Consider the following 13,676-nt stretch of genomic DNA (forward strand, 5'->3'; position numbering starts at 1 on the left):
ATCAACCTTGGCATTTAACAGACGCTGGCTTAAGCTGATGAGAGAATGCTAAGGCAAAATTTGCCGGAGATTAGATGATTAGATGTTACGCAGCGCTACTTGCTGCTTTGATATGCGGCGAGCTTGCTGCAGCACAAGGCCGTGAAGTTGTTGTGGGTGTGTATCAGAATACTCCGAAAATTGTGGCTGCCGCAGATGGCAGCCCATCAGGTATTTTCGGCGATTTACTGCAAGTAATAGCAGCAGAGCAAAACTGGCGGATTAAAGCGGTGCAGTGTGATTGGGCTTATTGCCTGCAAATGCTGCAGTCCGGCGAAATAGATCTGTTGCCCGATGTTGCCTATACCGAACTGCGTAGTTTACAACTGGATTTTCACCAGACTCCGGCGCTTTACAGCTGGTCGCAGTTGTATACCGCGCAAGGAGTGCAGTTGCAGTCACTGGCTGAACTGGATGGTAAGCGGATCATAGTATTGCAGGAATCTGTGCAACAGCAATATCTGCAAAATATGATTTCGCAGTCGGGTATGGACGTGGTGCTACTGCGGGCCCGTTCAATGCCAGAGGCTTTTGCGATGGCGTCGGCTGGTCAGGCTGATGCGGTAGCAGCGAATCATTATTCCGGCCATTTCCAGCTGGCAAAGTACCAGTTGGAGCAAAGTAATGTCATCTTTCAGCCGTTACAGTTTTTTTATGCCACCAAAAAGCAACACAATCAGGATTTGCTTACGGTTATCGAAACCCATCTGGCGCAATGGCAAACTAATATCAGCTCACCTTACTACCAGATTCTGCAGCGTTGGGGTACTGAGGTACCCGAGCCAACACTACCGGAAAAAGTCTGGCTATTGCTGGCAATGCTTAGCAGCTTGCTGTTACTGGCGCTATGCGGTGCCTGGTGGTTAAAACGGCAAGTCGCCGATAAAACCCGGCACCTGCGGGCGAGTGAAGAGCGGCTGAGTACAATATTAAACAGCGTAGATGCGCATATTTATATTAAAGATAATAAACTGCGTTATCAGTATATTAACCGTAAAACTGCTGAGCTGTTTGGCTGTGAACCTTGCCAGGCAATAGGGCGGCGTGATGACGCCTTTTTTGACCAGTCAAGCAGCGCTAATTTACAACAGAATGATTTAAAAGTGCTGCAACAAGGTGTACGGCTGGTAGAGGAAGAAACCAACAGCTCACTGGACGGCCTGCAAACACGTACTTACCTGTCAGTGAAATTACCGTTACGCGATAGCAATAACAATATTTATGCGTTATGTGGTATCTCCACTGATATTACCGAACATAAACAGCATCAGCAGGAAATTCATCAACTGGCATTTTATGATGCGCTAACCGGTTTACCCAACCGCCGTATGCTGCTTGACCGGCTGCAACAGGCTGTGCAATTAGGCTTGCGCCACAACAATACTGCACAAGGTGCATTGCTGTTTATCGACCTTGATCACTTTAAAGATCTGAACGACACCTTAGGCCACGCCATGGGCGATCAGCTACTGCAACAAGTTGCCCAGCGGTTGCAGGCTAGCCTGAGAAAGGTCGATACACTGGCGCGCCTGGGAGGCGATGAGTTTGTGGTGCTGCTGACCGATTTGCATCCGGATCCAGAACTGTCGAGCCAGAAAGCCGGGCTGATTGCTGAAAAAGTGGTGCAGCTGTTATCTGAGCCATTTTTGTTGCAGCAACGGCCATATTCTATTTCTGCCAGTGTGGGGGTGGCGATGTTTTCTGATGGCTGCAACAGCGACGAGTTACTGCAGCATGCTGATCTGGCAATGTACGATGCCAAAGAGCGCGGCCGTAATAGCGTACGGTTTTTTAACCAGCAGATGCAGGCAGATGTCAGCGCCCGCTCGGATATTGCCACCGGTTTACGCCAGGCACTGTTACAGGATGAATTTGTCTTGTATTTTCAGCCGCAGCTGGAGCGAAACCTTGGCGTGGTAGGTGCGGAAGTATTGCTACGCTGGCAGCATCCGCAACAAGGCATGATAGTACCAGCCAGTTTTATACCGGTGGCCGAAAGCAGTGGCCAGATCCTGCAAATAGGCCGCTGGGTGCTGGAAAAAAGTTGCCTGCAGTTGGCTGAATGGGCAAGACATAAGGATACTGCCCACTGGTATCTGGCGGTGAATATCAGTGCCCGCCAGTTACATTCTTCGGCGTTTGTGCAGGAGGTGATCAGCGCTCTGGAGCAAAGCGGAGCGGCGCCGGAAAAACTGGTACTGGAGCTGACAGAAAGCCAGTTACTGCAGGATATCGATACCATTATTGATAAGATGCAGCAACTTAATACCCTGGGCGTACGCTTTTCACTGGATGATTTTGGCACCGGTTACTCGTCACTCAGTTATCTGAAACTACTGCCATTAAAGCAGCTGAAAATTGACCGCTCCTTCGTGCGCGATTTACTCACCGATCCTAACGACAAAGCCATTATTAAAACCATATTAGCGCTGGGGCAGAGCCTGGAACTGGCTGTTATTGCAGAAGGGGTAGAAACCGAAGCACAATACAGTAAATTGCTGCACCTGGGCTGCCAGCAGTTCCAGGGGTACTTTTTTGGTGAGCCGATGCCGCAAACCAGTTTTATTACCCGCTATCGCCAGCGTCATGAAATGCAAAACTAACCTGCTAACGTTGCAATGCATTACGGCAGATGGCTATTAACACAGCCAGAGCGCTGGTTAACTGCGCCACTGTGCTATGGCCAATGCCCAGCACCAGGCCACTGCGCGGCTCAGCATTAAACAGGTAGCGGCTAAGCGGTTGTGCCTTAATACCTTGCGCCGCAAGTTGTTGCTGTAAGCTGACATCATCAAGCCGTTCAGGAAATTCCAGCACTAAATGTAAGCCGGCGTCCAGCGCATATAAGCGGCACTGCGGCAAATTTTGTTGCAGCAGTTGTGCCGCAAACTGCTTTTGCTGTTGGTAATAGCGGCGCATTTTGCGCAGGTGACGGCCAAAATGGCCTTCACTGATAAAATCGGCCAATGCGGCTTGTGGCAGTAGTGGTACATCGCCATGCAGCGCCTGTAAAATGCTTGCGGCCTGAGCGATAACTGCTTTGGGCGCAACCAGATAACCGAGGCGCAGCGCCGGAAACAAGGTTTTGCTGCACGAACCTGCAAACAACACACCTTCACCCCCTGCCAGCCCCTGTAAGCTGGCGACAGGGCGGTGCTGATATTGAAACTCGCTGTCGTAATCATCTTCTACCAGCCAGCAGTTATGTTGGCGCGCCCATTGCAACACGGCCAGCCGGTTTGCCATTGGCATAATGCCTCCCAGTGGATACTGATGCCCAGGCGTTAAAAACAGTGCTTTTGCCTCAGTTTTATCCGGCAGCGTTTTGATATCAAGACCATTAGCAGAGCTGGCGTCCAGATGCTGCACCTGCAACTCGCACAGCTGTAATGCTTGTTTCAGGCGCGGGTAGCCGGGTGTTTCCATCAATACCTGCTGGCCTGCCTTTGCCACCAGTTTGGCCGCAATAAACAATGCCTGCTGTGCTCCGGCGGTGATCAGTATGCTGTGCTCGTCACACACCACCTGACGCGACTGACGCAGATAAACAGCCAGTGCCTGACGCAGCGGCAGGTAACCCAAAGGCTCAGCAAAGCCGCTTAACTGCTCCCGGCTGCTATGGCGCGACAGCAGACGCTGCCATAGCGCATAAGGAAACTGCTGCAAAGCCGGCACACCCGGCTGCAGCAAGCCAGTTACCATTCCCTGTTTTTGCGGTAAATCATAGTGGTTTAGTGTTAACTGGTTAAGTGGTAAAACCCGGGCAGGCTCGGGTTGAAAGTACTGCTCTGGTACTGCAATGATCTGATAGCCGCGGCCTGGCTGGCCTTCGATATAGCCCTCTGCTACCAATTGCTGCAGCACCTGATTCACCGTGTTGCGGCTTAGCTTTAAGTCCGCGGCCAATTGACGGCTGGATGGCAGCAAGGCGCCATTGGGCCAGAGCCCTTGCAGCATTTGGTGTTGTAACAACTGGTATAGCTGCAGTTGCAGGCTACCCTGGCCGCTAAGCTGCAGGTTATCGGTTAGTAGGCGCAACTGGATCTCTCATTTTGTTAAAACCGGTACTTTTTACAATACCAGTTTAGTCGCTATGCTAACGGCAACACAAGAAGGAGAGAGCTAATGACCATCGTATACCAACAGGAAAGCAGTTTTAATCTGGACGAAATGCTGGCGCTATACCGCGCATCAGGTATTAACCGGCCAACAGACGATAGTGCAAGAATGGCCATTATGCTGGCAAGTAGCAATTTACTGATCACCGCCAGGCAAAATGGCCAGCTACTCGGGCTGGCGCGCTGTTTAACCGATAAAGCTTATGTGGTGTATATCTGTGATCTGCTGGTAGATAAAGCTTACCAGCAACAGGGGATAGGTAAAGCGCTGCTGGCTGCGATACAACAGGCCACCGGGCCACAGGTACAGCAATTACTGCGCAGTGCGCCCTCTGCAATGCAGTATTATCCTCAGGTGGGTTTTACCGCGATAGATAATGCCTTTCATATTCAGCGCCAGTACTGACCGGGAGCCAGCCGTGTATCCACCAGCTTTTTATTACAGCGATGACCGCATACATCTGCAGACGTTTTTGCAGCAACATTATTTTGGTTTACTGCTTAGTAGTAACGGCAGTTTGAACTACACCCCACTTCCGTTTTTATTTGACTGGCAAAGCACGGGTGATAAAGCATATTGTCATTTGGCGCGCAATAACCCGCAGCTTAGCCAGTTGGATGGAGCGCCGGTTACTATTATTATTCAGGGGCCACATGCTTTTGTTGCTGCCAGTTGTTATCAGTTGCAACCGGCGGTATCTACCTGGAACTACGCCATGGCTGAACTAAAAGGCACAGCACGGTTGTTAGATACAGAGCAAACGCTGGCGTTGGTCAGAAAACAGGAAGCGCACAGTGCACCTGATATGGCACAAGCTGCTGAGTACCAACAAAAATTAGTTAACGCCATAGCCAGCGTTGAAATTAACCTGAGCAGTATAACGGGCCGTTTTAAGTTATCGCAAAACAAAACGCCTGCAGAGCAGCAGGCGGTTATCGATTATTTGCAGCAAACTGAACAGCCCGCCACGGTATGGCAAATGATGCTATCGCAGCGTTAGCATATTTACTTGTATACAGTTACCAGAGTTTCAGCCGCAGCCGGGGGCTAATGCGTGCGCGGCAGCTGGTCTAACCCCGCCAGCTGTTCGGCAAAAAACAAACCAAGCACCGTACCAACAGAAATGCCAAGCAGCACGCCGGTTGCCGCAACACTAAGCGGCAATGGCAATGGTTGACTTATTACCCAGTGACTTTTTAACACGGCAAAACTGGCAACAAGTAATACCGCGGCTATGGGGTTAAATAGCAAGCTGATAGGTACATCAAAAGCCCATAAACTGGTGGCATCTTTAAAGCGCAAATATACGTTGAGCGTTGGCACTATGGCACAAATAAATGCAGCAGCCAGCAATAGTCCAAGCCAAAGGCTTACGCCATGCAATTCAATAACTTTATAGCTTCTAATTGCACCATAAATAACGGCTGCGGCATATGCTAAAAAAGCAGGTAAAAGAAGAATGCCCATAGTTTAATCCTTATAAGCGCTCGCCATAAATTGGCGTTGTAATGGGTTTTAATCAGGCCAACGGCAAATGCTTACTACGGCGTGAGGAAAGTTGGGGTACTCTATATTCGGTAAACTATATTTTTTTTCAGGAGCTTTGAGGTCACAATGCAATGCCGATAGCAGGCGTTGGAATGTGGCGTGAGGCTTAATACTGGGAGTTGAGGTATACCAAAGGACAAACGTTTGCCCATGATAATCAAGTGAAATGACCTGCCGAATAGTTGACTGATCTAATTTATTGCCAGGTTGGCGTGACTTGATATTCTTCTCGGGAAAATGGAATTCTCCTAGCGCATTGGTGACAGCTTCGTCAGTGTAAGGCTTGTCATAATCCAACTCCCGAAACACTTTTATGCTATGCAAAGGTTTACCATCCAAGGTGATTTTACCGTAAACGGCAGGCGATAAATGCACGCCATATTTTTTAAACCAGCTAAACATAACTGCCTTAGCTTGTTGTGGGTAGACAAAAAAGGCTGTTGTCATCAGATGCAATATAAACAGCAGCTTTATATGGATAGGAACTTTCATTACGAATGATAAAGTCGGCCAGATAGTGATTCACTATCTGGCCGATAAGTTTTACATAACACTACTGATAGCTTCGCGGGCGCTGCGATAAAGTGCGCCAACGGTTCTATCAAATACCCAGCGGATAAACTTAAAGGACAGCTCTGTCACAGTAGTCACTGCCTGGCGGGCGAATGTCAGCATGTGGCCAAGTAGCCCTTTAGTTTGCTCAGCAAGAACCGTAGATGCTTTGGCAACGGCCTCCAGTGTTCTGGCCAACATATCGTAAAAAGTCAGGCCGGTACCAATGGCGGCTTGAGCCATAACAGCAGTGTAATAACCTGCGTCTTTGAGTAACGTGATCAAACCTGAGCTTATTTTTTCTGCCCAATAACTGGTAAATGAAGCCTGGTGACGATTTTCATATTTAAGCCGGACCCCAATATGGTTGACAGACGATTGGGTTTGCAGACTACGCCAACTGTCATTGTTGGCAGTATTAAGGTAGCCAGGCGTTGCTTCTGTAGCCATTTTATGTGCAGCAAAGCTGATTCCTTGTCCTGGTGCTAACAATACTTCTTCACCTTGATAAGGGGCATGTACAAAAGGCCACAGCGGTACCATTGGCACCGGATCGGCAGCATGGGTACAGCGGAAAATACGGTCTATGTTATTAGATGTTTTGATGGCGAAACCATCCAGCCCAACCCGGGGAGCGCCGAAGGTATATAAAAATACCTTATTTTTATAACGACGTTTAACCCAATCTGCCGTGATATGTGCCAGTGCGCCCCCCAGACTATGACCGACACAATGTACGGTTCCGCTTGAGCTACGAGCTAGTAAAGGCGTTAATGTGCTTTCTAATGCTGGCTTCATACTTTGAAAGGTTTTATTAAAACCGGCATGGATTAACGAATTATTCTCACCACCGGTTAAGCCAATATGTGCGTCGGTAATACCGTCGCTTAAACTTGCGGTGCCGCGAATAGCAATAACATGATCACCATCGTACTGTGCTTTTCCCTTGCCAACAGCAGCAAAGCCAGTGGATCGCTTTAGCATCCGGGCTAGCATGCTGCCGGAAATACCCTGAATAGGGCCATTTGATAAATCAAACTGAAATGCTTTATCAACCTCCGGGGCGGATTTACCAAAACGGTATAGGCCTGAAGAGCTTGGTTTCTGTATGTCATAAGCTGCTGACGCCAGTTGTACTGCCAGTTTAGGTGTTAAAGTTGCCATTAGATGATCCTTTCGATGGTAATTAGTCCAGACTGCAGACACCTGTCACACCGTGTGGGTGGTCAGGGAACTCATGGTTGGGTAATTCGTAGGTTTTTTCCGGATGCGTTAATTCGCAATGTAATTGCTGCATTTTTTCTGTCAGCGTTTTCGCTTCAGAAGCATTCAGCGTGCTGTAGTACCACAACAGATAGCGTTGTTCGTTGTAATCAACATAAAGCACTTGTCGCTTAGCAGTATCAAAAGCTCCACCGGGGCGGCTTGAGCGAATGTTTTTTTCATCAAAATCGAAATGGCCACTGCTATCAGTTACAGCGTGGTCCAGATACTCTTTGTCGTACGTAAGTTCACGGAATACTTTAACGTTGGCCACCGGGGTGCCATTGAAAGTGATTTTACCGTGCACGGCAGGTGATAAATGCACATCGTATTTTTTAAACCAGCTAAACATATCTGCGTTAACCTGTTGTGAGAAAACAATAAATACTAAAAAGCTCAATGCTGCTGCCAACAGTGGCAACCGCTTTTGCCAGACGTTAGAAATACGCATCCGGGCTCCGGCTGAAATGACGTTGCTAAAAGATATATAAATAATGCAATTTTGTAAATTAATTATTTGTGAAAGTGGGGTAAAAAGAAGATAAAAGATGGCGCTGCCGGGATTGGCAGCGCGCTGACTAGCGTGAGGTTAATAATCGAATTTATGTGCGCTGAAAAGCTGTTGTACTGTAAGCCAGACATCGCCGACTTTGCCGTCAGCTACCGGCTTGTCGTTAACATATAGCACTGGCGCAATTTCTTTGCTGGAGCTGGTAAGCCAGATCTCATCGGCAGCCAGCACTTCGGCTTCACTGATATCGCGCTCTTCCACTTTTATGCTGCTATGTGCGGCTAAAATGGCCAGCAATAGTTGCCGGGTAATACCAGGCAGTAATTTATTGCTTAACGGTGGTGTGGCAATAACGCCGTCTTTCACGATAAACACGTTTACTGCTGCGCCTTCGGTTAAATTACCGTCTTTATCAAACAGTAATATTTCCTGTGCGCCCTGACTGTAGCTTTGCTGGTAATGCAGCACATTACCCAATAGTGATGTCGATTTAATATGGCAGCGCTGCCAGCGTAAATCCTGGCCGGTCACCACGGCATAGGTGGTGGCTTTGGTTTTATCGGCCACCGGCTCCGGCGGGATGGCAAAGGCAAAGCCAAACACCGTTGGCGCTATATTGGCCGGAAAGGCATGGCCGCGCTTGGTATCGGTGCCGCGGCTAACCTGAAAATACACGCCGAGGTTATCGCCCAGTTCTGTATGGTTATCTGCCAGCAGTTTATCAGCTATATGTTGCCAGTCAGCCAGGCTTAGCTTGGGGTCAATCGACAGTTGTGCCAGGCCGCTGTGCATGCGGTCAATATGCGGGCCAAAACCAACAAAGCGGCCGCCATAACTTGGGATCACTTCATAAATGCCGTCGCCAAATAAAAAACCACGGTCCATCGGCGATATTTTCGCTTCGCTGGCCGGTATAAAGGCGCCGTTTAAATATACTGTTGTCATAGCATTTCTCTCATCAAAGCTACTCAGATGTATGTTGAGCGGAATCGATATGCTCTAAACCAACCGTTGACGGCATGGATGCCGACAAATTCGTCAGGAACGAATTTGAACAGCTCCGCTGGCCCGTCAGGGTGAACTTCATGGATGAAGTTCATAACCGAGCCTACAGGGACGTATTTACGGCGTGTTGGTGTGGGCATATCGGTTCTGCGGTTAGTCAGCACCTTGCAACACAGTGCACAAATCTTTAATCAGTTGTTCGCCTTCAGTATGCGCCAGGCCGTCTTCGGTCAGGGTATTTAACCGGGTAACGCCATCCACACTGCCTTTGGCCGATAAATACTGCAAAATTGACAGCGGGTTGGCACCGGCAAGCAGGTTTTCATTGCGCAGCAAGGACACCATAGCCGCCAGACCCCAGGCTGCCCAGTTTGATACATCGGCGACAATCAGCTCATCGCACTGGGTAACACAAGGCGTAATATTCAGTGCGCTAACCGCATGCAGCAGATTCCCCATACCAATTTCATTGCCGCCATCGCCAATGCCGATAGTCGGGCAGGGCGCCTGGGTTAAAAAATAATCAAAGCTGGCACAGCGGGCGCTGATATCTTCACCGCGCATATTGGCGTAACGCTGCTGTGCATTAAAACCGGGCCGTTCGATGGATATCACCAGCTGCGGCTGTAATTCTGCCAGCGCTTTACTGGCGATGGCAGGTAGTGCTTCATACTGATTTACGGTAATTTGGTAGCACTGGTAATCGGCTTTTAATGCGCTGTATAGAGGGTCGCCACAGACGATAACCGGCTTTGCCCCTAACTGTGTGAGCAACTGATATAAAGCAATAGCGCCTACCGGGCCGTCGGTTTCAAAGGTATCCAGTACCGGAAAACCAGTGCCGATCAGCACAGTACCACGGCATTGGTTAATCAACCGCGCCGAACGCAGAACATAGCCAGGGCGTAAATGCGGTTTTAGTGCCGCCATACCGCGCAGGTTTTGCCGCACTAACAGCTGTTCTATCTGTTGGCTTAACGCCAGATAATCGGGGGGCAGTGCTGTCATTACAGGCTCACCAGTTGGCTTGTTATTGCATCAGTACGTACTTTGGCTAAACAGAGTGCATTATGCGCCTGTTCAGGGCTGATGGCGGTAAAGTACAGTTCTGTACCTGCCACAGCCTGCGCTAGCAGCGCACAGTCCAAAGACAGCACTGAACCTATTTTCGGATACCCGCCTAGCGTCTGGCGGTCATTCAGTAATACTATCGGCTGGCCATCAGGCGGTATTTGCACTGCGCCGTAGCAGATGCCTTCAGATAGCAACTGGCTTTGCTTACTCTGAATAGCGGTACCGGCCAGCTTGTAGCCCATGCGATCTGCCTGGGGTGTCACTTTATAGCTGTTAAGGTAAAAACGCTGGCGCTCGGTAACAGAAAAGCTTTCTGCCTGATAACCTTCAACCAAGCGTAAGGTCAGGATACGGTTAAACTGTGGCCGGTAGGCCGGCGGCAGGCTTAGCCGTGGTAGCTGCTTAACCTCTTGTACTGCCAACAAATCGCCGGTTTGCAGTTTATTGCCATTTAAGCCGCCAATACCTTCGCGCAGCACGGTAGACACGCTGCCAAACTGTGGCGTTACAGCAAAACCTCCGGCGACGGCCAGATAAGCCCGCAGGCCCTGGCTTACCATACCCAGCTCTATAACATCGCCTGGCTGAACTTTTTGTACTGCCCAAAGCTCAGCCGCTTTGCCGTTAATGCTAAGTGGTAGTTCTGCGCCAGTTACGGCAATATAGCTGTAACTGTTGGCACGCAGTTGCAGGCCACCAACACTGCACTCTATCAGGGTGGCGTTATTGTCGTTGCCCAGTAGCCGGTTAGCCCAACGGGCAGAAGGGGCATCCATAGCGCCGCCGGTCGTCAGGCCCAGCACGCTCTGGCCAAAACGGCCGTTATCCTGCAACAGGCTTAATACACCGGCAGCTATTACTTCAAAGCTGCTCATAGCTCAGCACCTTGTAGTTCACCGCCCAGGCGTAAAAATTCCGCTTTATCTACCGCGACAAAGCGCACTTCATCGCCTACCGATACAGGCATAGCCGGTGTTTGCTGTGGGTTAAACATCCGCGTTGGACACAGGCCAATTAAATTCCAGCCACCGGGCGATTGCGCCGGATAGACTGCTGTTTGCCGGTCAGCAATGGCGACGGCACCCCGTGGCACTTTGGCGCGAGGTGTGGCTAAACGTGGCATTTGTAATAGTGGGTCTACTTCACCTAAATAAGCGAAACCGGGCGCAAAGCCAATGGCGTAAACGCGGTAACTGATAGCCTGATGACGCTGAATAACCTCATCAATACTGATATTTTTTGTCTGGGCGATAAGAGCTAAATCAGGCCCGCTTTCTTCGCTGTAATACACCGGCAGCTCTACCTGTTTGCCGCTTTGGCTATCGTTGTTTTGCAGCTGTGCCAGGCAGTGCTGTAACTGCGCCTGTACGCGAAAGTGATCGGTACGTAGCGGGTTAAACATCACCAGCACTGAAGCATAAGAGGGTAATACATCGATAAGCTCGGCTGCAAGTTCAGCCCGGATCAGCGCGCAAGCCTGATGTACCAGAGCAGATATACCAGGGTCAATGCGCTGGTCAAAATACAGCATTAGTGCATTCTCACCGGCGACAGTCAGCTGATACTGCGGCTTGCTCATGCCCATACTCATTTTAACAGGGCCCTTATTTGCTGTACCTGGGCAATAGCGGCCTGGTTATCGCCATGCACACACAACGTATCGGCAGCCAGGGCTAGTTGTTTGCCGGTTGTGGTGGTCACAGTGCCATGTTTAACCAGTTGAGCAACCTGTGTCAGCATCTCATCAGCATGTAATACTGCGCCTGGCTGGTTGCGTGGTGTCAGTTTGCCATCGTCGGTGTAACGCCGGTCGGCAAAGGCTTCAAATAACAGGTTAACACCTTTGGCGGCAGCTAAATCGCGGTATTGTTGTTGCTGTGCTGTGGCCAAAATCATCAGTTTAAGTGGCTTATAATAGCGGGCAACGGCGTCCAGTACCGCATCAAATACAGCGGGTTTACCCATCATATCGTTGTATAAAGCACCATGCGGTTTGACATAGCTAAGGGTTAAGCCAGCGCTTTGTGCCATACCATCAAGGGCGGCAATCTGGTAATGCAGGCAGTTCACTATTTCGCTGTGCGACAAGGCCATACTGCGCCGGCCAAAGCCTTGCAAATCGGGGTAAGATGGGTGTGCGCCGATAACAACACTGTGCTGTTTCGCCAGTTGTAAGGTTTTTGCCATTACATCGGCATCACCGGCATGAAAACCACAGGCAATATTGGCCATATCAATATGTGGCATAACATCGCTGTCTAGCCCCATTTGCCAGCTGCCAAAGCTTTCACCCAGATCACAGTTAAGTTTCATCTTCCCTCCGCAATGGAAAAATAATTTATTCATATTGCGTTCAATTTTAGTAATAGTCTAGTCGTATGCGACCAGTTACCGCTATCTGCTGGTCGCATAAGTTTATAAGCAGGGTAGCAATTATGCCCTGTTGTTGGCAAAAACTGCTTTATGTGATGGCGGTGTTGTGTTTTAACACCCGGTTTTGCATTTCATGCAGCCGCGAGCTGCAACGGGCGAAGGCGAACGCCAATTGTTTTGCCTGGTACAATTCGTTAACCGGCACGTCGGCGCTAAGCAGTAATAAGCTGCCTCTGTCGTAGCATTCATCTACCAGGGCGATAAAGCGGCGTGCTTCGTTATCCAGTTTGCTGACGTAATATTCTTTATGCTCACGCTGATAACTGTCTTCAACGCCGTGCAATATCGGTTTATCTGCCAGATAGCTAAATTGCGGTACGCCGTGCACGGCAATGGCGGCGTATTGGTCACACAGCGCCATATAATCCAGCTGGCTGCGCGGCCCGGCGCACAGGGCGTTAAAGTTAAAACCAATAAGCTGTTGGTTATGCCACAGTGCCGGTACAGTGCGGTTTAGCAAGTTAATAGCCGGTAATGCTGTCAGGGGGCCACTGAGCTGTTCTGCCTGTTGCAGCAGTGTTGCCAGGCTGGCGCCCTGCAGATAATACGGCCAGCTTTGCTGCTGGCGCAGGCGGTAATCTTCGCCACTGTCCAGAGTAACCACTTCGCAGTGTTGCTGCAGCAAAGCGATAGTGGGTAAAAAACGCTGCCGTTGCAGGCCGTTGGCGTATAGCTGCTCTGGCAAGGCATTTGAGGTGGTAACCAATACTACGCCAGCGTTAAACAAATGGCGCCACAGCGTACCGAGTAACATGGCATCGCCGATATCGTTGACGAAAAACTCATCGAAACATAATACCCGGTAATGTGCTGCCCATTGTGCAGCGATATGCTGCAGCGGATCTGACCGGCCGCTTAGCTGGTTTAGCTCGTGGTGGATACGTGCCATAAAATGATGAAAATGCAGCCGGATTTTTTGCGGTGTTTGCAGCTGTTGGTAAAACAGATCCATCAGCAGGGTTTTGCCACGGCCAACCGGCCCCTGAATATACAAACCGCGCAGCGGCAGCTGATCAGCGGTGCTACGGCCACTGCTTAGCTTTTGTGCCAGCAGCGATAAGCGTTGCAGCAGCTGATACTGGTTTTCGTCGTAGCTTAGCGCTGCTGTGGCAACCTGTTGTTGGTACATTGT

14 protein-coding genes are annotated in these 13,676 nt (G+C 49.8%); 3 read left to right on the forward strand and 11 right to left on the reverse strand.

The window, feature by feature from the left end; translation table 11 throughout:
• Positions 1-74 precede the first annotated feature (74 nt).
• Entirely contained in the window at positions 75-2,642 is a 2,568-nt protein-coding gene (locus MJX74_RS09520) for an EAL domain-containing protein (protein WP_240222633.1), read from the forward strand.
• Between the two features lie 4 nt (positions 2,643-2,646).
• Here the strand turns inward: MJX74_RS09520 and pdxR are convergent, their stop codons facing one another.
• Positions 2,647-4,077 (reverse strand): MocR-like pyridoxine biosynthesis transcription factor PdxR, encoded by a 1,431-nt coding sequence (gene pdxR, locus MJX74_RS09525; protein ID WP_240222634.1) that lies wholly within the window; start codon positions 4,075-4,077, stop codon positions 2,647-2,649.
• A gap of 87 nt (positions 4,078-4,164) precedes the next feature.
• On the opposite strand from pdxR, the gene MJX74_RS09530 reads away from it, so the two are divergent.
• Together MJX74_RS09530 and MJX74_RS09535 are read left to right on the forward strand one after the other, a co-directional pair.
• Entirely contained in the window at positions 4,165-4,563 is a 399-nt protein-coding gene (locus MJX74_RS09530; RefSeq protein ID WP_240222635.1) for a GNAT family N-acetyltransferase, read from the forward strand.
• A 13-nt stretch (positions 4,564-4,576) separates the two neighbouring features.
• Positions 4,577-5,158 (forward strand): FMN-binding negative transcriptional regulator, encoded by a 582-nt coding sequence (locus MJX74_RS09535; protein WP_240222636.1) that lies wholly within the window; start codon positions 4,577-4,579, stop codon positions 5,156-5,158.
• Positions 5,159-5,205: 47 nt separating this feature from the next.
• Here MJX74_RS09535 and MJX74_RS09540 read toward each other — a convergent pair whose 3' ends face one another.
• From MJX74_RS09540 to zapE, 10 genes are all read right to left on the reverse strand, one after another.
• Positions 5,206-5,625: a hypothetical protein gene (locus MJX74_RS09540; protein WP_240222637.1), complete on the reverse strand. Its 420-nt coding sequence runs from the start codon at positions 5,623-5,625 to the stop codon at positions 5,206-5,208.
• 48 nt (positions 5,626-5,673) lie between these two features.
• Entirely contained in the window at positions 5,674-6,198 is a 525-nt protein-coding gene (locus MJX74_RS09545; protein WP_240222638.1) for a DUF6795 domain-containing protein, read from the reverse strand.
• 51 nt (positions 6,199-6,249) lie between these two features.
• Complete coding sequence (locus MJX74_RS09550; protein ID WP_240222639.1) at positions 6,250-7,422, reverse strand: lipase family protein; 1,173 nt, start codon at positions 7,420-7,422, stop codon at positions 6,250-6,252.
• A 22-nt stretch (positions 7,423-7,444) separates the two neighbouring features.
• Complete coding sequence (locus MJX74_RS09555; RefSeq protein WP_240222640.1) at positions 7,445-7,972, reverse strand: DUF6795 domain-containing protein; 528 nt, start codon at positions 7,970-7,972, stop codon at positions 7,445-7,447.
• 138 nt (positions 7,973-8,110) lie between these two features.
• The gene (locus MJX74_RS09560; RefSeq protein WP_240222641.1) at positions 8,111-8,977 is read right to left on the reverse strand and encodes a D-amino acid aminotransferase; all 867 of its coding nucleotides are present in this window, start codon (positions 8,975-8,977) and stop codon (positions 8,111-8,113) included.
• A gap of 213 nt (positions 8,978-9,190) precedes the next feature.
• On the reverse strand, positions 9,191-10,045 hold the full coding sequence (locus tag MJX74_RS09565; protein WP_240222642.1) for a DUF4392 domain-containing protein: 855 nt from the start codon (positions 10,043-10,045) through the stop codon (positions 9,191-9,193).
• Positions 10,045-10,986, reverse strand: a complete 942-nt coding sequence (locus MJX74_RS09570) for a 5-oxoprolinase subunit C family protein (protein WP_240222643.1) — start codon at positions 10,984-10,986, stop codon at positions 10,045-10,047. Before MJX74_RS09570 ends, MJX74_RS09565 begins: the two co-directional genes overlap by 1 nt.
• Positions 10,983-11,690, reverse strand: coding sequence for a 5-oxoprolinase subunit PxpB (gene pxpB, locus MJX74_RS09575; RefSeq protein ID WP_240222644.1), 708 nt, complete (start codon positions 11,688-11,690; stop codon positions 10,983-10,985). Before pxpB ends, MJX74_RS09570 begins: the two co-directional genes overlap by 4 nt.
• A gap of 8 nt (positions 11,691-11,698) precedes the next feature.
• Positions 11,699-12,424, reverse strand: a complete 726-nt coding sequence (locus tag MJX74_RS09580) for a 5-oxoprolinase subunit PxpA (RefSeq protein WP_240222645.1) — start codon at positions 12,422-12,424, stop codon at positions 11,699-11,701.
• 148 nt (positions 12,425-12,572) lie between these two features.
• The gene (gene zapE, locus MJX74_RS09585; protein WP_240222646.1) at positions 12,573-13,673 is read right to left on the reverse strand and encodes a cell division protein ZapE; all 1,101 of its coding nucleotides are present in this window, start codon (positions 13,671-13,673) and stop codon (positions 12,573-12,575) included.
• Positions 13,674-13,676: the final 3 nt, after the last annotated feature.

The sequence above is a fragment of the Rheinheimera hassiensis genome, assembly GCF_022436675.1.
Lineage (GTDB): Bacteria > Pseudomonadota > Gammaproteobacteria > Enterobacterales > Alteromonadaceae > Alishewanella > Alishewanella hassiensis.

Coding starts and splice junctions, on each gene's coding strand:
- zapE (WP_240222646.1), bottom strand. CDS start 13,673: ATGTACCAACAACAGGTTGCCACAGCAGCGCTAAGCTACGACGAAAAC.
- MJX74_RS09550 (WP_240222639.1), bottom strand. CDS start 7,422: ATGGCAACTTTAACACCTAAACTGGCAGTACAACTGGCGTCAGCAGCT.
- MJX74_RS09580 (WP_240222645.1), bottom strand. CDS start 12,424: ATGAAACTTAACTGTGATCTGGGTGAAAGCTTTGGCAGCTGGCAAATG.
- pxpB (WP_240222644.1), bottom strand. CDS start 11,690: ATGAGCAAGCCGCAGTATCAGCTGACTGTCGCCGGTGAGAATGCACTA.
- MJX74_RS09545 (WP_240222638.1), bottom strand. CDS start 6,198: ATGAAAGTTCCTATCCATATAAAGCTGCTGTTTATATTGCATCTGATG.
- MJX74_RS09530 (WP_240222635.1), top strand. CDS start 4,165: ATGACCATCGTATACCAACAGGAAAGCAGTTTTAATCTGGACGAAATG.
- MJX74_RS09560 (WP_240222641.1), bottom strand. CDS start 8,977: ATGACAACAGTATATTTAAACGGCGCCTTTATACCGGCCAGCGAAGCG.
- MJX74_RS09520 (WP_240222633.1), top strand. CDS start 75: ATGATTAGATGTTACGCAGCGCTACTTGCTGCTTTGATATGCGGCGAG.
- MJX74_RS09565 (WP_240222642.1), bottom strand. CDS start 10,045: ATGACAGCACTGCCCCCCGATTATCTGGCGTTAAGCCAACAGATAGAA.
- MJX74_RS09555 (WP_240222640.1), bottom strand. CDS start 7,972: ATGCGTATTTCTAACGTCTGGCAAAAGCGGTTGCCACTGTTGGCAGCA.
- MJX74_RS09570 (WP_240222643.1), bottom strand. CDS start 10,986: ATGAGCAGCTTTGAAGTAATAGCTGCCGGTGTATTAAGCCTGTTGCAG.
- MJX74_RS09540 (WP_240222637.1), bottom strand. CDS start 5,625: ATGGGCATTCTTCTTTTACCTGCTTTTTTAGCATATGCCGCAGCCGTT.